Origin of the sequence: Pseudomonas sp. B392_1p, assembly GCF_052245235.1 — a bacterium.
Lineage (GTDB): Bacteria > Pseudomonadota > Gammaproteobacteria > Pseudomonadales > Pseudomonadaceae > Serpens > Serpens gallinarum.
This window is the reverse complement of the sequence record NZ_JBQPXM010000002.1, coordinates 356,897-375,335: the sequence shown is the minus strand read 5'-3', so window position 1 is coordinate 375,335 and position 18,439 is coordinate 356,897. Positions and strand designations below refer to the sequence as shown.

The 18,439-nt window shown below is 62.3% G+C and carries 20 protein-coding genes and 1 pseudogene; 17 read left to right on the top strand and 4 right to left on the bottom strand.

The window, feature by feature from the left end:
* Positions 1-6: 6 nt before the first annotated feature.
* From ACTV8E_RS04070 to ACTV8E_RS04030, 9 genes and pseudogenes are all read left to right on the top strand, one after another.
* A complete protein-coding gene (locus tag ACTV8E_RS04070; RefSeq protein WP_443198573.1) occupies positions 7-309 on the top strand; it encodes a phage tail assembly protein in 303 nt (100 codons plus the stop codon).
* Between the two features lie 139 nt (positions 310-448).
* Positions 449-2,683 carry a phage tail tape measure protein gene (locus ACTV8E_RS04065; protein ID WP_443198572.1) on the top strand — a complete coding sequence of 745 codons (2,235 nt, stop codon included), beginning with the start codon at positions 449-451 and terminating at the stop codon, positions 2,681-2,683.
* Positions 2,684-2,694: 11 nt separating this feature from the next.
* Entirely contained in the window at positions 2,695-3,534 is an 840-nt protein-coding gene (locus tag ACTV8E_RS04060) for a phage tail protein (protein ID WP_443198571.1), read from the top strand.
* Entirely contained in the window at positions 3,509-3,715 is a 207-nt protein-coding gene (locus ACTV8E_RS04055; RefSeq protein WP_443198570.1) for a tail protein X, read from the top strand. Before ACTV8E_RS04060 ends, ACTV8E_RS04055 begins: the two co-directional genes overlap by 26 nt.
* Before the next feature lies 1 nt (position 3,716).
* Positions 3,717-4,751, top strand: a complete 1,035-nt coding sequence (locus ACTV8E_RS04050; RefSeq protein ID WP_443198569.1) for a phage late control D family protein — start codon at positions 3,717-3,719, stop codon at positions 4,749-4,751.
* A 64-nt stretch (positions 4,752-4,815) separates the two neighbouring features.
* The gene (locus ACTV8E_RS04045) at positions 4,816-5,016 is read left to right on the top strand and encodes a hypothetical protein (protein ID WP_443198568.1); all 201 of its coding nucleotides are present in this window, start codon (positions 4,816-4,818) and stop codon (positions 5,014-5,016) included.
* Positions 5,017-5,081: 65 nt separating this feature from the next.
* Positions 5,082-5,561, top strand: a complete 480-nt coding sequence (locus tag ACTV8E_RS04040; RefSeq protein ID WP_443198567.1) for a hypothetical protein — start codon at positions 5,082-5,084, stop codon at positions 5,559-5,561.
* On the top strand, positions 5,558-6,043 hold the full coding sequence (locus ACTV8E_RS04035; RefSeq protein ID WP_443198566.1) for a hypothetical protein: 486 nt from the start codon (positions 5,558-5,560) through the stop codon (positions 6,041-6,043). Before ACTV8E_RS04040 ends, ACTV8E_RS04035 begins: the two co-directional genes overlap by 4 nt.
* Positions 5,967-6,185: pseudogene (locus ACTV8E_RS04030) on the top strand (hypothetical protein); the annotation flags it as partial. The gene ACTV8E_RS04035 and the pseudogene ACTV8E_RS04030, both read left to right, overlap by 77 nt.
* Before the next feature lie 181 nt (positions 6,186-6,366).
* On the opposite strand, the gene ACTV8E_RS04025 reads toward ACTV8E_RS04030, so the two are convergent.
* Positions 6,367-7,065, bottom strand: coding sequence for an SOS response-associated peptidase family protein (locus tag ACTV8E_RS04025; protein ID WP_443198565.1), 699 nt, complete (start codon positions 7,063-7,065; stop codon positions 6,367-6,369).
* Positions 7,066-7,146: 81 nt separating this feature from the next.
* Between ACTV8E_RS04025 and ACTV8E_RS04020 the strand changes: the two genes are divergently transcribed.
* Both ACTV8E_RS04020 and ACTV8E_RS04015 read left to right on the top strand, forming a co-directional pair.
* On the top strand, positions 7,147-7,578 hold the full coding sequence (locus ACTV8E_RS04020; protein ID WP_443198667.1) for a LexA family protein: 432 nt from the start codon (positions 7,147-7,149) through the stop codon (positions 7,576-7,578).
* On the top strand, positions 7,565-8,845 hold the full coding sequence (locus ACTV8E_RS04015) for a Y-family DNA polymerase (protein ID WP_443198564.1): 1,281 nt from the start codon (positions 7,565-7,567) through the stop codon (positions 8,843-8,845). The genes ACTV8E_RS04020 and ACTV8E_RS04015 overlap by 14 nt, the downstream gene beginning before the upstream one ends.
* A gap of 392 nt (positions 8,846-9,237) precedes the next feature.
* Here ACTV8E_RS04015 and ACTV8E_RS04010 read toward each other — a convergent pair whose 3' ends face one another.
* A complete protein-coding gene (locus tag ACTV8E_RS04010) occupies positions 9,238-10,146 on the bottom strand; it encodes a LysR family transcriptional regulator (protein WP_251836743.1) in 909 nt (302 codons plus the stop codon).
* Positions 10,147-10,418: 272 nt separating this feature from the next.
* Here ACTV8E_RS04010 and ACTV8E_RS04005 point away from each other — a divergent pair, with 272 nt between their 5' ends.
* The 5 genes from ACTV8E_RS04005 (at position 10,419) to ACTV8E_RS03985 (ending at position 15,445) form a co-directional block, all read left to right on the top strand.
* Positions 10,419-11,018, top strand: coding sequence for a nitroreductase family protein (locus ACTV8E_RS04005; protein WP_443198563.1), 600 nt, complete (start codon positions 10,419-10,421; stop codon positions 11,016-11,018).
* 495 nt (positions 11,019-11,513) lie between these two features.
* Positions 11,514-12,890, top strand: a complete 1,377-nt coding sequence (locus ACTV8E_RS04000) for a cystathionine beta-synthase (RefSeq protein WP_273535745.1) — start codon at positions 11,514-11,516, stop codon at positions 12,888-12,890.
* Positions 12,887-14,065: a trans-sulfuration enzyme family protein gene (locus ACTV8E_RS03995; RefSeq protein ID WP_443198562.1), complete on the top strand. Its 1,179-nt coding sequence runs from the start codon at positions 12,887-12,889 to the stop codon at positions 14,063-14,065. The genes ACTV8E_RS04000 and ACTV8E_RS03995 overlap by 4 nt, the downstream gene beginning before the upstream one ends.
* 226 nt (positions 14,066-14,291) lie before the next feature.
* Entirely contained in the window at positions 14,292-15,086 is a 795-nt protein-coding gene (locus ACTV8E_RS03990) for an SIR2 family NAD-dependent protein deacylase (protein WP_443198561.1), read from the top strand.
* Positions 15,087-15,232: 146 nt separating this feature from the next.
* Positions 15,233-15,445 carry a hypothetical protein gene (locus tag ACTV8E_RS03985; RefSeq protein ID WP_443198560.1) on the top strand — a complete coding sequence of 71 codons (213 nt, stop codon included), beginning with the start codon at positions 15,233-15,235 and terminating at the stop codon, positions 15,443-15,445.
* 25 nt (positions 15,446-15,470) lie between these two features.
* Here the strand turns inward: ACTV8E_RS03985 and ACTV8E_RS03980 are convergent, their stop codons facing one another.
* Together ACTV8E_RS03980 and ACTV8E_RS03975 are read right to left on the bottom strand one after the other, a co-directional pair.
* The gene (locus tag ACTV8E_RS03980) at positions 15,471-16,688 is read right to left on the bottom strand and encodes a benzoate/H(+) symporter BenE family transporter (protein ID WP_443198559.1); all 1,218 of its coding nucleotides are present in this window, start codon (positions 16,686-16,688) and stop codon (positions 15,471-15,473) included.
* Positions 16,689-16,728: 40 nt separating this feature from the next.
* The gene (locus ACTV8E_RS03975; protein WP_443198558.1) at positions 16,729-17,166 is read right to left on the bottom strand and encodes a MarR family winged helix-turn-helix transcriptional regulator; all 438 of its coding nucleotides are present in this window, start codon (positions 17,164-17,166) and stop codon (positions 16,729-16,731) included.
* A gap of 82 nt (positions 17,167-17,248) precedes the next feature.
* Here ACTV8E_RS03975 and ACTV8E_RS03970 point away from each other — a divergent pair, with 82 nt between their 5' ends.
* Positions 17,249-18,415: an aminotransferase-like domain-containing protein gene (locus ACTV8E_RS03970; RefSeq protein ID WP_443198557.1), complete on the top strand. Its 1,167-nt coding sequence runs from the start codon at positions 17,249-17,251 to the stop codon at positions 18,413-18,415.
* The last annotated feature ends 24 nt before the right edge of the window (positions 18,416-18,439 follow it).

Here is an 18,439-nt window from a genome sequence, read left to right as displayed (position 1 = left end):
ATGACCATGACAACGAAAGAAGCCCAGCCAGCCTGGCTGAAGATCACCGACGACGGCGCGGTGATCACCCTCAAGACCCCGTCGATGGTGTGCGGGATTACGGTCGATCAAGTGACCATGCGTGCCCCGACCATCAAGGACGTGCGCGCGGCGCGCAAAGTGGGTGGCGATGATGAAGACGCCGCCGACGATGTGTTGTTCGCCAGCCTGATCGGCGCCTCGCAGGACGACGTGGAGGGCTTGAAGGTGTGGGACTACAACCGCATCAACAAGGCCTACTTTCGCCTGGTGCGCGACGACGGGCTTTAGCCCGTCCATTCAACGCAGGCTGGCCCGGCGGCTCGCCCAAGAGTTGCATTTTTCGGCGGCCGAGCTGGAAAGCATGCCGTTCAATGACATGGTGTGGTGGCTCACCGAGTGAGCCGCCGGCCGGGCTGAGGGTAGATAAATGGCCGCGGGTAAACTGGCGCTAGGGGTGGTGATCGGCGGCGCGGTGAGTGCCAGTGTGGGCTCGGCGTTCCGTGACGTGGAAGGGCGCATCAAGCGCCTGGACGCGCAAGGGGCCAAGGCGCGTGCCCTGCAAACCACCATCGGGGAAACCATCAAGCTGCGCGAAGAGTGGCGCCGTACCCACCTTGAAGGCGGTGCAGCGGCGGACGGAATGCGCCGCAAGCTGGAATCCAATCTAAGTCAACTGAGCCGCCAAGGCGTGGCGGTCGGTAACTTGGCCAAGGCCTATAAAGACCTGGGCCGCGAAGCGCGCGCGTCGGAACTCAAGAGCACGGGTGCCGCGCAGATTCAGGAAGGCAAACAGGGGCTGAAAAGCAATCTCGGGCGCGCCACGGCGCTGGCAGCCGCCGCCGCCATCCCCACCAAAGTGTCCGGTGATTACCAAGCCAACATTCGCCAGATGGCGCTGTGGGCACACATTGCCGGTACCGAGGAAGAAGCCGCCATGGCCAACCGCATCGCGGCGGTGGCAGCCGAGAAGGGCATGGGTCAGCAAAAGCTGGCTGGGGCGGTGGCGGGGCTGATCGAAAAGGGCATCGACTGGGAAGAGTCGGTGGACTATGCACCGCTGGTGGCCGACCTGATCGACGGTCAGGGCATGGAAGCCGGCACGGTGGCCACCCTGTTTCACGCCTTCAAGGAAGCCGGCGTCAAGCAAGCGGACATGGCCGGCATGATCGGCCAGGTGGCGGCTGCCGGCGACATCGGCGCCTTCGGTCCGAAAGAGATGGCGCGCTATCTGCCGAGCCTGCTGGGCACGATCCGCAAGCTGGGCATGGAAGGCCCGGAAGCCGTGCAGTTCCTCGGCGCGAGCCTGCAGTCGCAGTACAACCAGACGCAGGATGCGGCGGCTGCGGCGACCAACATGGACAACCTGCTGAACGCGGTGATCAGCAGCACCAGCCAGAAACGCTTCGCCGACGAAGGCTACGACCTCGCCGGCTCGCTGACGGCGGCGGTGAGAAGCGGCAAGGCAGCCAACCCGGTCGACGCGTTCATCATGCTGTCCGAGAAGATGCTCGCGCAGAGCAACCCGGAACGTGCTCAGGAAGTCGCAGCGCTCAAGGAGCGCATCCGGGCGGCGGCAGACGGCAGCGCCGAGGAAGATCAGGCGATGGTGTCGCTGCTGGAGGCGGCGGGCCTGGCTGATATCGTCAGCGACAAGAGCGCCAGTGCCGGCCTGCTCGCGCAGATCAAGTACGGCGACAAGATCAAGGCCGACATCGAGGGCATCAAGGCCACCGACGGCAAGGCCAAGATCGAGGCCGATGCCGCCAAGCAGCGTGAAACCTCCAATGCCCGCTGGGCCAGTGCCACAGCCGGCATCGAGGCGTCCATGACGAGCATCGGTGATGCGATTCGACCGATCACCGACCTGGCGGCCGACGGCCTGACCAAGCTGACCTATGGCATTGCCAGTCTGGCCGAGAGCTCGCCGGGCGCCATTCGATCCGCTCTGCTACTGGGCGGCGCCGTGACGGCAGCCGGTGCCGCGTTCAGCGCATTCAAGATCGCGAAAGGCGCGCTCAACGTGGCGCGCGGCACGCTGATGGGCAACCCGAACGTCGTGCAGCGGGTGTTCGTCACCAACTCGCCAACTGCAGGCAAGGGTGGCGGAGCCTCTGCCACTGCGCGGCGCGGCGGTGGGGTGAGCGTCGGCAAGGTGGTCAAGGCCGGCGGGGCGCTGGCGGTGGTGGATGCGGGCCTGAAGGCCGTGGACACCTACCAGAACGCGACGACCACGCGCGAGAAGGCCGAGGGCTATGGCGATGCGGCCGGCGGATTGGGTGGGGCGCTGGCGGGGGCTGCAGCCGGCGCTGCGCTGGGCTCGCTGGTGCCTATCGTGGGCACCGCCATTGGGGGCGTCATCGGCGGCATTCTGGGCAGCATGGGTGGCAGCGCGTTGGGCGCTGCGGCGGGGCGCGCCCTGGCGGGTGACGAGCCAGTGGCGAAAACCACTGAGCCACTGGCGGCGGTGCTGGCCAAGGCGCCCGAACGAAGGGAAGTCGCTCAGGCGTTCAGCTTTAGTCCGCAGGTGCAGCTGACCGTGCAAGGGGATGTCAAAGATCCTCAGCAGTTGATCGACCAGCTGATGCCGCGCCTGCAGCAGCAAATGCGCGACTACGCCGAAGAGCAGCAACGCCGGCAAATGTTCGACGCACCACACATTTAAAGGGGGGAGCGATGGCTCTGGACGCGCTACAAAGTGGCATGCAGAACCTGGCCCAAGCAGGGGAGGCGGGGCGCCGCGATTCGGACTCAATGGCTGGGCCGTTGAATGGCGCCATGGGCGATTTCAGCGGCGCCCTCGGGGACCTGACGAACATGCCCGGGGTGTCGTCAGCGGACGCTGCGAAACTCCAGCGGGCCATGCGGGGAATTTCGGCCGCCCAGTCCAAGGTCAACAAGGTGGTGACCACCTACAACCGCGCCTCTCGCGTCGCCACCGAGGTGTCGCAGCGCGTGACCGCGATGAACGAGCAGGTCGGCAAGCTCAAGCAGGCGGTCAATGCGGTGACGGGCAAGACCAGCCCAACGAAGAGCGACATCCAGTCCACCGCTGCGCTGGGCGAGGGGGCTACTCCGGCCCCGGCGGCGGTGCCGCCCTTTCCCCACCTGCTGATCGCCACCCCGCACGGGGGAGGCCAGCCGTTCTATTTCAACTTGGACACCCTGGCCTTTAACGAGCTGATGCGTCAGTCGGACTACAAGTGGGTTGGCCAGGAGCGCCTGACGCGGCGCGCCGCGCAGCAGGCGGTTGGCCTTGGCGATGAAAAGATGACCCTCAAGGGGGCGGTATTCCCGCAGTGGCGCGGCGGCCTCGGCCAGCTCGAGGCATTGCGCGCCTTGGCAGCGCGGCTGGTGCCGCTGGATCTGGTCACCGGTGCCGGCCATGTGCTGGGGGCCTGGTGCTTGCGCAGCATTCAGGAAGATCAAAGCGCGCTGCTGCGCGGCGGCATCCCGCGCAAACAGGGATTCTCATTGGAGTTTGTGCGCTATGGCGACGATGTGCAGAACCATTGACGGCGACCTGCTGGACTCCATTTGTCACGCTCATTACGGCCACCTCAACGGCTGTCTGGAGGCGGTGCTGGAGGCCAACTATGGGCTGGCCGCCGAGCCGCAACCCTTCCGCGCGGGGGTAGTGATCACCCTGCCGGATCTGCCGGTGCAGGATGGCCATACCCTGCAGCTGTGGAGCTGATATGAAACCGGACTTCAGAATAGTGGCCAACGGCGAAGACATTACCGCGCTGATCAACGACCGGCTGTTGACCCTGCGCACAGTCGACAAGGTGGGTCTGGAAACGGATGAATTCGAGCTGCGCCTGGACGACCGCGACGAAGTAATCAGCTTGCCAGGCCGTGGCGCGACCATCGAGGTGTACCTGGGCTATGACGGCGTGCTGAGCAAAATGGGCCGCTACACCGTGGACGAAGTGGCAGTATCCGGCCCGCCCTCAACCATCGTCGTCAGTGGCAAGGCGGCTGATATGCGCGGCAGCGGCAAGACGGTGCGCAACGGTGCCTTCGAGGACATGAGCCTGGCCGCAGTGGTGCAACAGATCGCGGCACGCAACGGCTGGGAAGCGGTGTGCACCATCACCGACCCGGTGCCGCGCCTGGAACAGCGTGCGGAAAGTGACCTCAACTTCATCACCCGTGTGGCACGGTTGTACGACTGCACGGCGAAGGTCGCCGACGGCAAGCTGCTGGTGCTGCGCCGCGAAGATGGCGTGACAGCCAGTGGCCAGACGGTCAAACCGCTCAACCTGCATCGCCGTGATCTGTCCCGCTGGCAGTTTCGATTCTCCGATCGCTCGGCCCAGTCGGCCGTAAAGACCCGCTATCAGAACAAGAAGACGGGTGCGTTGGAGGTACTGACCCTGGATAACGGCAATGCCCCGGATGGTTTGCCACCGGTGCATACGGACCGGCACATCCACCCCAACAAAACCGCCGCCGAGGAGGCCGCCAAGGCCAGGCTGCGAGCATTCAATCGCAGCACGGCGGCAGTGCGTCTGGAAATGCCCGGGCGCACAGACTTATTTGCCGAGCGGAAGATCAACGTCATCGACCTGAAAGATGGGCTCAACGGCGAATACCTGTGCGACTCGGTGGAGCAGGTGTTTACGCAGGCCGGCTGGTCGACCACGGTCGAGTGCAACGGCGGGAAACAAGGCAAAGCCCAGGCAGAGCCAAAAAAGAAAGACAAAACAATGACGGTATTAGAGCTGTAGCGAGCCGATGGTCGTTCGTGGTGAACGACGCTACCATCGAGTCAGCCATATTTGGAGAGCTTATATGCGTCTCGATGACATTCGGGTTGGTTTGCGAGTCATGGTTCCTCCGTCAAAGGTGCATGACAGTTGGCCTTGGGAGGAGCGCTATGGGGTGGTCTCGCATTTTGATTACTTCCTTGGCATACCGGAGATCAGCGTCACGCTGGATGGTGAGCTGGGGTCGGTAGTTCCATGTACTGCCGATGAGCTAGAGCCGGAATAGCTTTCGTTTTACCGATACTTTTTTAGAGCCCGCTTCGGCGGGCTTTTTTGCGCCCGGAGAAACCAATGATCGAAACTATCCGCGCCTCGGCCATCGCCCAGGCGCTCAAACTGCTGCCCGCGAAAATGACCAGCCCGGAAGCCGAGGTGCTGCTTCTCGCCATTGGCCTGCAAGAATCCCGACTGACGCACCGGCGACAAATCGGCGGCCCGGCACGAGGCCTGTGGCAATTCGAGCGCAATGGCGGGGTTCGCGGAGTGCTCGAACATAAGGCCACCCGAGGCTACGCCGTGTCGGTCTGCAAGATGCGCGGCGTCGAGCCTTTGGCTGATGCTGTATACGCCGCGCTCGAGCATGACGATGTGCTGGCCGCGGCGTTCGCGCGCCTGCTGCTGTGGACCGATCCCAAAGCCTTGCCCGCAGCGGGCGAAATAGGCGCTGCCTGGGATTACTACCTGCGCACCTGGCGGCCTGGCAAACCTCATCGTCACACGTGGGACGGGCTGTATGCGCAGGTCATGGATGCCGTGCTGGAGGCTGCATGAATCTAGTGAGCCTGATTCCGGCTAAGTATCGGCTGATTGCCACGGGCCTGTTGTTGGCAGCGGTTGCCGGAGCCGGCGCCGCCCTCGTCTGGTGGGGCCTGGCACCGCGCATCGATCTGCATGCCGAGCGGGCAGGGCATGCCGAGCAGTCCCTGGCCGAAGCCCGGCAGTTGATCAAGCTGCAAGCCGGCGTGCTCGCAACCCAGCAAAGCCAGATCGGCGCGGTCACCGAAATCGAGCGGCAAATGCGAGCGCTCGGCCAGGACATCACACGCAACGCGCAGGACCATAGCCGCGCAATCGAGGAGCTGAAACGAAATGACCAGGTTGTCGCTGACTATCTGCATGGTGTTGTGCCTGCTGCTCTCGGCCGGCTGTACGAGCGACCCGAAACAACCGACCCCCGGACCTACCGTGGCCCGGCATTACTGCCCGCTGGTAGCGTGCCGGCTGCCGGCCCGGCCAGCGGTGCTGGTCAATGATGAATGGCGGCGCGCGGTCGATGAGCTGGAGGGGGAGCTAGTGAGCTGTGCTGTGCAGGTGCTGGACTGTATGGAGCGGCAAGGAGCAGAACAAGAAGTCCAGACGATGGATCACTCTGGGTATTCCCAGGTCAAAGAATGAGCCAGTAATCGGATGAGGTATATGTCATGGCTCGTAAGCCCATTGATCCGGCCGACAACAGCTCAAACATGCGGAACCGCAATAAAGGAACGAAGGGGACCAACCTGCAATACGACCAGGTGCAAGGGAACAGGAGCAAACAGCTTCAACAACAGAAAGTCGAGTGATCGAAGGGGTCTGGTTATGCAGGAGTTCGCTGGATAAGGCCAGGCCCCTCATTTCTAACGTTTCCGATCTCTTTCCCTACCTGGTGCCACACGAACATTTCCACCGGCTCGGCGTGCTCATGCACGACATCGGCGGCCTCTTCAGGCGTCAGCTCCGGATCCAGCCAGTGAGCCGCACATTCGGCTGATAGCACGACTGGTCGTCGGTCGTGGATATCGAGCATTCCCTCGTCACTGTCAGCTGTGATGATCGCGAACCCGTCGCCTGGCTTGGTTTCCATGCCGCCGCGGCGGTCGAATTGCCCAATAGCTGCAAAGTACAAAGGACCGCCATCGGCTTTGCGAATGTAGTAGGGCTGCTTGGCCTTGGGGTTGTCCGGATCGGCTACCCACTCATACCAGCCATCCGCCGGCACAATGCAGCGGCCAGACAGCCATATGTCGCGGAAAAACTTGGAAGTGGCGGCTGTCTCAACACGCGCATTAATAGCCGGCGGGCGTTTGCCTTGAGCCCAGAACGGGGCGTAGCCCCAGGGCAGCGGCTCGAGTAGGAGGCCATCACTGTTTTGGTGAATGATCTGTACTTTGGAGGTCGGCGCTACGTTGTAACGCCCGATGGGCTCAGGACTGACTCCGCTGAGTAGCGGCACGTCCAGACCGATAGGGTCGAGATATTCCCAGGCTATTTTGTACTGAGCAAACCGTCCGCACATGTGACCTCCGCGCGTCGCAAGGGCTACACAAAATGGCAATTTTCGAGTTACTGTATGGATATACAGCAGCCGAGTTTTGCCATGCGCGTTTTTCTCCTTGGGCCAGCTGCCGAGTCATCGGTGCTGCTGCCGTTTTATACCTTCCGTATTCCTGCCGGCTTTCCCAGTCCGGCGCAAGATCACATCGAGGGACCGATATCGCTCGATGAGCTGATGGACCTCCGCGCCCCGCATACATTCCTGGCCAGGGGTTCCGGTCACAGCATGGTCGGCGTCGGGATCTACGACAACGATATTCTGATCATTGACCGTTCCCGCATGCCCGAGCCAGGCCAAATTATCATTGCCGAGCTCAACAACGATCCTCTGGTGAAGATTTACGACGTGCAGCAAGGGCAGGTGATATTGCGCTCGGCCAATCCGAAATATGCCCCCAGGTATCTACTTGAAGGCGATGAGCTGGGCGTGTGGGGCGTCGTTCGGTACAGCATCCGTTGCCATGGTCACTACTGACCGTGCGATCGCACTGATCGACTGCAATTCGTTTTATGCGAGCTGCGAGCGGGTATTTCGCCCGGAGCTGCGCAAGCGTCCGGTTGTCGTGCTGTCGAATAACGACGGCTGCGTGATCGCTCGGAGTGCTGAGGCCAAGAAGTTGGGCATCGCTATGGGCGCACCGTACTTCCAGATTCGCCGTGACCTGGAGCGCTGGGGCGTGGTCGCCTTCTCTTCAAACTACGCCCTGTACGGTGACATTAGCGAGCGCGTCATGGCCGTGATCGAAAGCCTGGTGCCGGCCGTTGAGGTTTACAGTATCGACGAGGCGTTTGCCGATCTGACCGGCATCGCCGATCCCGAGACGCTTGGGCGCACGATCCGCCGTGAGGTTCTGCAGCGCACCGGTATTCCTGTGGGCGTGGGCATCAGCACGACCAAAACCTTGGCGAAGCTGGCGAACCATGCGGCCAAACGCTGGCAAAGCCAGACCGGCGGAGTTGTTGATCTGCGCGAATCCGTGAAGCGCGAGAAGCTGCTGCGGGCCTTGCCGGTGGAGGAGGTGTGGGGTATCGGCCGGCGCATGACCGCGCATCTGGAAGAGATGCAGATCAAGACTGCGTGGGACCTGGCCAGCGCCGACGCCTGGACGCTGCGAAAGAAATTCAGCGTCGTGGTGGAGAAAACCGCCCGGGAGCTGCGCGGCATTAGCTGTCTCGACCTGGAAGAAGTGGCGCCGCCGAAGCAGGAAATCTGCTGTAGCCGCATGTTCGGCAAGCGTCTGACTGAGCTACCGCCGATCCGCGAGGCTGTGGCCAGCTACGCCGCGAGAGCATGCGAGAAACTGCGCGCCCAGCAGTCGATGTGCAAGCGGGTCAGGGTGAGCATCCGGACCGGCATGTTCAATCCTGACGAACCGAAGTTTGCCCGCGGCGTGATGGTGGAGCTGCCGTACCACACAGACGACACGCGGCTGATCACCAAGGGGGCTTTGGCTGGCCTGGAGCAGCTGTTTCGGGAAGGGTTCGGATTCGCCAAGGCCGAAGTTCTTTTGGTCGATTTACGACAGCGCGGCGAGTTTACCGATGACCTGTTCGCACAGGTGCAGCCTGAGGCATCCGAGCGCGTGATGGGAGTGCTGGATCAGATCAATGCGAAGTGGGGCAGGGGAACGCTCCGGCCTGGCCGAGTGCCAACGGAACCGGACTGGGGCATGCGGCGGGAAATGCTGAGCCCAAGTTTCACGACACGGCTTGACCAGCTGTGGGTAGTGAAGTGCAAGTGAGCGTCAGGCGACCCTTTGCTCAACATAGGAATCGTATACGATGGTGGGGCGTCCGAATCGAAGCCGGATTGCCCGGCTGGACTAAGTTGTTGCCGTGTCAGATTGCACGCAGACTGGATTTGGAATGACTACTGAGCGAGGCGGCAAATCCTAGGACAAATTTAGGACAAAATGCCCACCGGTCTACGCCACTGCACGCCGTATCGCAAAGCGGAATGACTGGAATAATGCGGCCTAGAGCGGTGCATGGTTTAGGCGCGAAGGGTTCAAATCCCTATCTTCCCGCCATATTGCACGTTAAAGCCCCTGAAGCTTTTGGAGTTTCAGGGGCTTTTTCGTTTCAGGTCGGCCAAGTGTCGAAGTAAGTGCGTGCGGGCCGCGCCGCCGGTTACTTAATCCTCATCCAGCGTCTGGAACTCCGCGACCAGGAAGTCGAGCAGGGCGCGCACCGACGGCAGTTGGCCTCGGCGCGAGGGGTATACAGCATGAAGGATCTCGCGTTGTGGCTCCCAGCCTGGCAGTACATGGGTCAGCTCGCCGTTGGCCAGCCAGTCGCGCACCATCATCCGAGGCAGTTGCACGACGCCAACGCCCAGAATGGCTGCCTTGCGCAAGGCGGGCATGCTGCGCGTGACCAGTCGCGGAGAGTGGCGGATAGTGGCCTGAGCCCCCTCGGGGCCTAGCAGGTGCCAGCTGTATTCACTCTGCGGAGAGCGCAGCACCATACTGGGCAGCTCGGCCAGATCGGCTGGCGATGCCGGCAGGCGGCTGCGGCGTTCGAGCAGAGCAGGGCTGGCCACTAGGCATTGACCACGCTCAGCGAGCACGCGCAGCACCAGGTCACTGTCCTCCAGCGGCGGCGTACGCACGCGAATGGCGATGTCGACGCCTTCGCCGATCACGTCTACACGTCGATCGGTGGCCTCCACATGCAGTTCTACACGGGGGTATCGAAGCATGTAGACGGCCAGCATGTCGCCCACGCGGGATTCGAGCAGGGCGATTGGGCAGGTCACGCGGACGATACCTCGCGGTTCGGCCTGGTTCATGGCGATCGCTTCGTCGGCGGCATCGGCTTCAAGCAGCATCGCCTTGCAGTGGTTGTAGTAGGTTCGACCCGCCTCGGTGACGATGAAGCGCCGTGTCGAGCGCTGGATAAGACGCGTACCCAGTCGCTCCTCCAGTAATGCGATGCGTCGGCTCAGTTTGGACTTGGGGATCCCCAGGGCGCGGCCCGCCGGGGCGAAGCCGGCGTGGTCCACCACCTGCACGAAATAGTAGAGATCGTTGAGGTCTCGCATGGGCATCGTTCACCTAATAGGACGCTGCGTCAGATTATCACCCTCTAGCGTCCTTTTACCCGCCGTATTAACATCAGTTCATCGCTTCAGCAGTGCGGTCTCATGCCTCCGCCTCACCCAGTGCGTGCCGGCACCATCGAAATGGCCCAGAGGAATCAGGACGTTTCCGCCCATCCGCGTCTCTGGCAAGCCAACCTGGCGGTCCCATTCCCAGAATGATTCGGCGAGTCAACGCGCCCGAATGAATTCATATACCTATGAGGAAGTAATAGATGTCGAATCAAGCCATCGAAATTTTCAAGAAGCGCCGTAGCCAATACGCCCTGGGCAAGAACGTGGATATGGGCATCGAACAACTCACCGAGCTCATCAAGGAGGGCGTGCGCCAGGCTCCTTCCTCCTTTAACTCGCAAAGCTCGCGGGCGGTCATCCTGTTCGGCGAACAAAGCGAGAAGTTCTGGCAACTGGCCAAGGACGCCTTGCGCCCGCTGGTTCCAGCAGACACGTTTGCCGCCACGGAAGCCAAGCTGGACAGCTTTGCGGCCGGGGTTGGCACGGTGCTGTTTTTCGAAGATCAGAACGTGGTGAAGGGGCTGCAGGAACAATTTGCCCTGTATGCCGACAACTTCCCGGTCTGGTCCGAACAGGCGTCCGGCATTGCACAGTTCGCCGTGTGGACGGCCCTGGCCGAAGCCGGCATCGGCGCCAGCCTGCAGCACTACAACCCGGTGGTGGATGACGCCGCGGCCAAGGCCTGGAATGTGCCTGCGTCCTGGAAGCTGCGCGCGCAGATGCCGTTCGGCTCCAATGAAGCGCCTTTTAGCGAGAAAACCTTCATGGACGACGAGCAGCGCTTCCTGACCTTCGCCTGATGCAAGTGCGCCCCACGGCGCACCACGATGGTCGACTTGAAGTGAAACGGCGCCCTGCTCAGCAGGGCGCTCTGCTGTCTGGCTGCGAGAAGTCCTACTTATCGCACGTTGCCGAACGCTCGCTCGACACCCGGTAATTGTGTGTGCACCTCGCAGTTATGTGGGGCTCACAGTCAACGTAGGCCAGCCAGCGGGAGAATTGATCGCCGGTGGGCTGACAGCGCGTCCCACGCCGAATGGGTATTGAACCGGTGGGTCAAGGGCTCGAGACGCGCAGCCTCCGGAGCCGTGGGGGCTTTTCCGAAAAACATCGAGCCAGCCGGTAGGGTCGACGCTAGCGCGACGCGGGCCAGAGTGTGCAGGGCTGGTCCCCCAGGTTGCGGGTTGTGTATTCACTGCTTATGTTCCAAGTGAGGCATTTCCTGCGACGGGCACGCCACGATTCGCTGCAGGTTGCCGTTCATCCAGTGCGATTTACCGCAGCGAGGTGACGACATGCCGAACGACTCCCGTCCCGCCGTGCTCGAACTAATCGGCAATACGCCGCTGGTGCGCGTCAGCCGCTTGGATACCGGCCCATGCACGCTGTTTCTCAAGCTCGAATCGCAAAACCCCGGCGGTTCAATCAAGGATCGCATCGGTCTGGCGATGATTGACGCGGCCGAGCGCGACGGCCGCCTGCGACCCGGCGGCACCATCGTCGAGGCCACCGCCGGCAACACCGGCCTCGGCCTGGCCCTGGTCGGCCGCGCCAAGGGTTATCGGGTGGTGTTGGTGGTGCCGGACAAGATGTCCACCGAGAAAATCCTGCACCTGAAGGCGATGGGTGCCGAGGTGCATATCACCCGCTCCGACGTCGGCAAGGGCCACCCCCACTACTACCAGGATGTTGCAGCGCGGCTGGCGCAGGAAATTCCCGACGCCTTCTTCGCCGATCAGTTCAATAACCCGGCCAACCCTTTGGCCCACGAATGCAGCACCGCTCCGGAGATCTGGTCGCAGACCCAGCATGACCTGGATGCCATCGTCGTCGGCGTCGGCTCAGCCGGCACGCTGACGGGGTTGACCCGCTTCTTTCGCCGCGTGCAGCCAAACCTGACCATGGTGCTGGCCGACCCGCTCGGATCGGTGGTCGCCGAATACAGCCGCAGCGGCAACCTGGGTACGCCCGGCTCCTGGGCGGTGGAGGGCATCGGTGAGGACTTCATTCCGTCTATTGCCGACTTTTCCAGCGTACGCCAGGCGTATTCCATTAGCGATGAGGAAAGCTTCGATCATGCCCGCCGACTGCTGCGCGCCGAAGGCATTCTGGGCGGCTCTTCAACCGGCACTTTGCTGGCGGCGGCACTGCGCTACTGCCGCGAGCAAACCGAACCGAAGCGGGTAGTCAGCTTCGTCTGCGACACCGGCACTCGCTACCTGTCGAAGGTCTACAACGACCAGTGGATGACGGATCAGGGCTTGCTTGCGCGCAAGCGCTACGGCGATCTGCGCGACTTGATTGCGCGGCGCTTCGAGGATGGCCGGGTGATCAGCGTAGGCCCGGACGACACCCTGCTCACCGCCTTCCAGCGCATGCGCCTGGCTGATGTGTCGCAACTGCCGGTGCTGGTGGGCGGACAGCGGCTGGTCGGGGTGATCGACGAGTCCGATATCCTGCTTGGCGTGCACGAAGACGCTTCGCACTTCCATATGAACGTAGCCAGCGCGATGACCGTCAAGCTGGAGACCCTGCCTCCCAGCGCCAGTCTGGCGGAACTGCAGGCCGAGCTGGACCGTGGGCTGGTGGCGATCATCAAAGACGCCTCGGGCTTCCACGGCATCATTACCCGCGTCGACATGCTCAATCACTTACGCAGGTCACTACCATGAGCCAGCACGATGAAATCGCCGCGCCACGCGCCTTCGCCACCCGAGTAATCCATGCTGGACAGGCGCCGGACCCTTCCACCGGGGCATTGATGCCGCCGATTTACGCCAACTCCACCTATGCGCAGCAGAGCCCCGGTGTGCACAAGGGCCTCGACTACGGGCGTTCGCACAACCCCACGCGCTGGGCGCTGGAGCGTTGCGTGGCGAACCTGGAGGGCGGTGCCCAGGCTTTCGCCTTCGCCTCCGGGCTGGCGGCGGTCTCCACCGTGCTCGAACTACTCGACGCTGGCGCGCACATTGTCTCCGGCAATGACCTGTACGGCGGTACTTTCCGACTGTTCGAGCGCGTGCGCCGGCGCAGCGCCGGGCATCGTTTCAGCTTCGTCGACCTGGCTGACCTGGCGGCATTCGAAGCGGCGCTGCAGGAAGACACGCGGATGGTCTGGGTAGAGACACCGAGCAATCCTTTGCTGCGCCTCACTGACCTCGCCGCCGTTGCGCGCTCCTGTCGCGAGCGAGGAATCATCAGTGTGGCTGACAACACCTTTGCCAGTCCTTGGATACAGCGCCCGCTGGAGTTGGGCTTCGACATCGTGCTGCACTCGACAACCAAGTATCTGAATGGCCACTCTGACGTGATCGGTGGTATCGCGGTGGTCGGGCAGAATGCAGAACTGGCCGAGCGCCTGGGCTTTCTGCAGAACTCGGTGGGCGCTATCGCCGGACCGTTCGACGCTTTCCTCACTTTGCGCGGCGTTAAGACCCTGGCACTGCGCATGGAACGCCATTGCAGCAATGCGCTGGAGTTGGCGCAATGGCTCGCGGCTCAGCCGCAGGTTGCGCGCGTCTATTATCCGGGCTTGCCGTCGCACCCGCAGCACGAACTGGCGCGGCGGCAGATGCGCGGATTCGGCGGGATGATTTCCCTTGACCTGAACAGCGATCTGGCTGGCGCCAAGCGCTTCCTCGAAGGTGTGCAGGTCTTTGCCTTGGCCGAGAGCCTGGGCGGGGTGGAAAGCCTGATCGAACATCCTGCGATCATGACCCACGCCAGCATCCCCGCAGAAACCCGCGCGCAGCTCGGCATCGGCGATGCGTTGGTGCGGTTGTCAGTGGGTGTTGAAGCTGTCGAAGACCTGCGCACCGACCTGGCCCAAGCGCTGGCGCGCATTTAAGCAAGGGATGACCAGCAATCCCTGCAAAAACGCCTGGTCGATAATCCCGTCGGCGGTATCGACAGCGGCAGAGGGTCGCCCAGCGACACGTTGCGGTAGCGGGGTCGAGCATGCTCGAGTTAACCCAGAGGTTCCGTTCGGAGAGATTCGGGCAGCAGCACGGGCATTGATGGGATAGGGTTCGGATTCCGAAAGGCAGTCCGTTCCAACATGCAGGTGACACTCTGTGAACACAAACGATGCTTTCACCTTTCCAGTCGAAGCCCTGGCATCGCTTCAGTCTGCAAGACACGTAGTGGTTTTCACCGGTGCCGGCGTTTCGGCGGAAAGCCACATTCCCACGTTTCGCGATGCATTGAGCGGGTTGTGGGAGCGCTTCGATCCAGCCGAGCTGGCCACGCCCCAGGCGTTTCGTCGTGATCCGGCGTTGGTCTGGGGCTGGTACGAGTGGCGGCGCATGAAGGTGTTGCAGGCGCAGCCCAATGCGGCGCATCGGGCCCTTGTCGAGCTGGCGCGGCGGGTGCCGAAGCTCACGCTGATCACCCAGAACGTCGATGACCTGCATGAGCGGGCTGGCAGCACGCAGGTGATTCATGTGCACGGCAGCTTGCATGCGCCACGCTGTTTCGCGTGCGCCCGGCCCTATGTCGGGCTGGTGGACATGCCAGTCGAGCCCGACGAGGGGCGCCGCATCGAGCCGCCCCGTTGCCTGCATTGCAATGGCAAGGTGCGGCCCGGCGTGGTCTGGTTTGGCGAGATGCTGCCCGAAACTGCCCTGCGTCAGGCTTTCGCTGCAGCACGCGATTGCGATTGCCTGCTCTCGATCGGCACCTCCGGTGTGGTGCAGCCGGCGGCTCAAATTCCGTACTTGGCTCTGGAGCATGGCGCGACGGTGCTGCATATCAACCGGCAAGCTGTTGCCAGCCAGCATGCGCGTGAAATCAGCCTGGCCGGGCCGGCAGGCGAGCTGCTGCCTGTGCTGCTGCGGCAGGCTTTTACCGACCTGGCGGGAGCCGAGTAACCCCTGCGCTCCAGGTTGAGAAGGTGGGGCAGGACACGACTGGCTACCTTGCCTATATGCCGCCGATCTGAAATCAGTGGGGCAGAGAAACTAAGCGAAAATGGCTGTTATCCTTCGATCGTTATTCATTGGACGATGGAACGCCCATGGACCGCGCCTTGAAAAAACTGCACCGGACGCTCGATTCGGTGGCCTGTCACAATGAATCGGCCGCGCTTGAAATCATGCGGGCTGCCGAGAAGATTCCCGACGACCTCATGCGCCAGCGTTTGCTGAGCGTTATCCATCATCTCAACCATGATGCCGACGTCTTGCGGCTGGTCAGGGATGACGTGGAACGTGTGAGCAGGTTGGGCTGATCTCCCGCTTAAACCGTCTTCTCGATCAGTTAATACCTTTGGGTTCTGAGGTGCGTCGGCTGCCTGCGGTGAGAATGGCCAGCGTCAGCAGGCCGGCGACGATGCCCCAGAATGCCGAGCCGACGGAAAACAGGGACATGCCGGAAGCGGTGACCAGGAAGGTGACCAGCGCGGCTTCCCGCTCCCGAGGTTCGCTCATGGCCTGGGTGAGGCCGCCGATGATCGAGGCGAACAGCGCCAGGGCCGCGATGGACAGGATCAGCGCTTTGGGCAGGGCGGCGAACAGAGCAGCGAGGGTGGCGCCGAAGATGCCGGCGACGCCATAGAACACTCCGCACCACACCGCTGCCGTGTAACGTTTTTTCGGGTCTTCGTGGGCTTCGGGACCAGCGCAGATCGCTGCACTGATGGCAGCCATGTGGAGGCCGTGGGAACCGAAGGGCGCAAGCAGCACGGACGTCAGGCCACTGACCGTGAGCAGAGGCGAGGCCGGCACGTCATAGCCGTTGGCGCGCAACACGACCATGCCCGGCAGGTTTTGCGCGGTCATCGCGACGATGAACAATGGAATCCCGATGCTGATAGCAGCCGAGACGGAGAATGCGGGCGTGGTCCATTCCGGGATCGCCAGCTGCAACTCGAAACCGCGGAAGTCCAGCAGGCCGAATACGCCCGCCAGCACACAGCCGACCAACAGGGCGGCGAGTACTGCATAGCGAGGCAACAGACGTTTGCCCAGCAGATAGGCTACGAGCATGGCGATCACCAGCAGCGGTTGCTGCTCGGCGGCTACGCCGATTTCCAGGCCGATCTTGAACAGCACGCCAGCTAACAGCGCGGCGGCGAGTGAGGCGGGAACGTGACGCATGATGCGATCAAAGCTGCCGGTCAGGCCACACAGCGCAATCAGCGCCGAGGCGAGGATATAGGCGCCGATGGCCTCGCCGTAGGGCACGCCGGGCAGGCTGCTGATCAACAGGGCGGCGCCGGGGGTGGACCAGGCGATCATCACTGGCGCGCGGTAGCGCAGCGACAAGCCGATGCAGGTGATGGCCATGCCGATCGACAGCGCCCAGATCCAGGATGAAATCTGTCCGCTGCTGAGCCCGGCGGCCTGACCGGCCTGAAACATCAGTACCAGCGAACTGGTGTAGCCGGTGAGCATGGCGATAAAGCCAGCGACGATGGCAGAGAGCGAGGTGTCGCGCAAAAAATGAGCGGTCGGCTGGGGCGGGTTGTTCATTTTTATTCCCGACAAGGTTTATGCCTGATCTAGTGAAGAATCAGCCGAGACTTTTGCACATCACCTGATTCACCGCCAGCCAGCCGGCGACAGCGTCTTCGCCGACTTCGGCAAATACTCGCTGCAGCACGCGAATCTGTTCGCGACGCAATGTCTGCTCGAGCTTGATGCCGGCCGCAGTCAGCCCCAGCAGGCGTTTACGTTTGTCGTCGGCCGAGGTGACGCTTTCCACCAGTTGCATTTCCACCAGTTGACGCAGTGGAATGTTCAGGGCCTGTTTGCTGACGCCGAGCAGGGTCAGTAATTCGCTGATGCTCAGCCCAGGCTTATGGGCAATGAAGAACAGAATGCGATGGTGTACCCGGGATAATCCGCGGCGGGCAAGCATTTCGTCCGGCTTGGCCGTAAAGGCCCGGTAGCTGCCGAAAAAGTCTTCCATGACCTGGCGCTGGTCCGTACTTGTTTTTAGGTCAGTCATATTGACGTTCCTGTTATCAAAGGCGTAATTTGGGTCAATCAATTTGACCCAAATCTACTCTTTTTCGGCAGCGGTGGCATCCATGGCTTTCTCTGAACGTATCGCACGTTTAAAAGGTTCTCTGATTCGTGAAATTCTTGCCGCTGCACAGCGTCCGGAAGTCATGTCTTTCGCCGGCGGTTTGCCGGCCGAGCCCATGTTGCCCAAGGTCGACTGGAGTGCAATGCCCACGTCCGTCTCCCAGTACGGCATGAGCGAGGGCGAGCCGGAGTTGCGCGAGCTGATCGCCGCCGAGGCGCGCAAGCTGGGCATCGACTGCGACGCCTCCCAGGTGCTGGTCACCTGTGGTTCACAGCAGGCCCTGGACTTGGCCACCAAGTTGTTCGTCGATCCGGGCACGCAAGTGCTGGTGGAGTCGCCGACCTACCTGGCCGCACTGCAATCCTTCCAGCTGTTCGGTGCCGATTGCCTGGAAATCCCCCAGGAGACCGACGGCCCGAATATCGACTCCCTGCGCACGCTGCTGGAGCGCAGCAAGCCGGCCTTCGCGTATCTGATTCCGACCTTCCAGAATCCGTCGGCGGTGCGTTACAGCGATGCCAAACGCGATGCCGTGGCCGCGCTGCTGGACGAATTCGGCGTGACCCTGATCGAAGACGAGCCGTACCGCGAGCTGGTGTACGACGACCAGCAGCCGACATCGATCACCAGCCGTCTGCGCAAAACCGCCTGGATCTATACCGGCACCGTCTCCAAGACACTCTTGCCAGGCTTGCGCGTGGGCTACCTGATTTGCAGCAAGGAGCTATACCCCTACCTGCTGCGTCTGAAGCAGGCCGCCGACCTGCATACCAACCGCGTCGGTCAGTGGCAGGCGGCGCAGTGGCTGGGCACCGAGAAGTTCCAGCAGCATCTGGTCGAGCTACGCAGCTTCTACAGGGAACGCCGCGATACCATGCAGAGCGTCCTGGAAGAACACTTCGGCGATCTGGCCGACTGGGAGATTCCCCAGGGCGGGCTGTTCTTCTGGCTGAAACTGAAACAACCGTTCGATACCCGTACGGTCATGCAGAAGGCCCTGGATGTGGATGTGGCGTTCATGCCCGGAGAGGCGTTCTTTATCGATCCGGAGAAGAATCCCGGCTATATGCGGCTTAACTTCAGTCATGTGCCGCCGGAGCGCCTGGACGAGGGTGTGCGCCGCCTGGCCAAGGTGATTCGGGACGGACAAGCCTGCGCCCTGGCTTAGGGCGCTACTACTCGGAGATCAGGA

What these genes read in the sequence shown, in the direction of transcription:
- ACTV8E_RS04070 (WP_443198573.1), top strand. Translation starts at nt 7, where the DNA reads ATGACAACGAAAGAAGCCCAGCCAGCCTGGCTGAAGATCACCGACGAC.
- ACTV8E_RS04065 (WP_443198572.1), top strand. Translation starts at nt 449, where the DNA reads ATGGCCGCGGGTAAACTGGCGCTAGGGGTGGTGATCGGCGGCGCGGTG.
- ACTV8E_RS04060 (WP_443198571.1), top strand. Translation starts at nt 2,695, where the DNA reads ATGGCTCTGGACGCGCTACAAAGTGGCATGCAGAACCTGGCCCAAGCA.
- ACTV8E_RS04055 (WP_443198570.1), top strand. Translation starts at nt 3,509, where the DNA reads ATGGCGACGATGTGCAGAACCATTGACGGCGACCTGCTGGACTCCATT.
- ACTV8E_RS04050 (WP_443198569.1), top strand. Translation starts at nt 3,717, where the DNA reads ATGAAACCGGACTTCAGAATAGTGGCCAACGGCGAAGACATTACCGCG.
- ACTV8E_RS04045 (WP_443198568.1), top strand. Translation starts at nt 4,816, where the DNA reads ATGCGTCTCGATGACATTCGGGTTGGTTTGCGAGTCATGGTTCCTCCG.
- ACTV8E_RS04040 (WP_443198567.1), top strand. Translation starts at nt 5,082, where the DNA reads ATGATCGAAACTATCCGCGCCTCGGCCATCGCCCAGGCGCTCAAACTG.
- ACTV8E_RS04035 (WP_443198566.1), top strand. Translation starts at nt 5,558, where the DNA reads ATGAATCTAGTGAGCCTGATTCCGGCTAAGTATCGGCTGATTGCCACG.
- ACTV8E_RS04025 (WP_443198565.1), bottom strand. Translation starts at nt 7,065, where the DNA reads ATGTGCGGACGGTTTGCTCAGTACAAAATAGCCTGGGAATATCTCGAC.
- ACTV8E_RS04020 (WP_443198667.1), top strand. Translation starts at nt 7,147, where the DNA reads ATGCGCGTTTTTCTCCTTGGGCCAGCTGCCGAGTCATCGGTGCTGCTG.
- ACTV8E_RS04015 (WP_443198564.1), top strand. Translation starts at nt 7,565, where the DNA reads ATGGTCACTACTGACCGTGCGATCGCACTGATCGACTGCAATTCGTTT.
- ACTV8E_RS04010 (WP_251836743.1), bottom strand. Translation starts at nt 10,146, where the DNA reads ATGCGAGACCTCAACGATCTCTACTATTTCGTGCAGGTGGTGGACCAC.
- ACTV8E_RS04005 (WP_443198563.1), top strand. Translation starts at nt 10,419, where the DNA reads ATGTCGAATCAAGCCATCGAAATTTTCAAGAAGCGCCGTAGCCAATAC.
- ACTV8E_RS04000 (WP_273535745.1), top strand. Translation starts at nt 11,514, where the DNA reads ATGCCGAACGACTCCCGTCCCGCCGTGCTCGAACTAATCGGCAATACG.
- ACTV8E_RS03995 (WP_443198562.1), top strand. Translation starts at nt 12,887, where the DNA reads ATGAGCCAGCACGATGAAATCGCCGCGCCACGCGCCTTCGCCACCCGA.
- ACTV8E_RS03985 (WP_443198560.1), top strand. Translation starts at nt 15,233, where the DNA reads ATGGACCGCGCCTTGAAAAAACTGCACCGGACGCTCGATTCGGTGGCC.
- ACTV8E_RS03980 (WP_443198559.1), bottom strand. Translation starts at nt 16,688, where the DNA reads ATGAACAACCCGCCCCAGCCGACCGCTCATTTTTTGCGCGACACCTCG.
- ACTV8E_RS03975 (WP_443198558.1), bottom strand. Translation starts at nt 17,166, where the DNA reads ATGACTGACCTAAAAACAAGTACGGACCAGCGCCAGGTCATGGAAGAC.
- ACTV8E_RS03970 (WP_443198557.1), top strand. Translation starts at nt 17,249, where the DNA reads ATGGCTTTCTCTGAACGTATCGCACGTTTAAAAGGTTCTCTGATTCGT.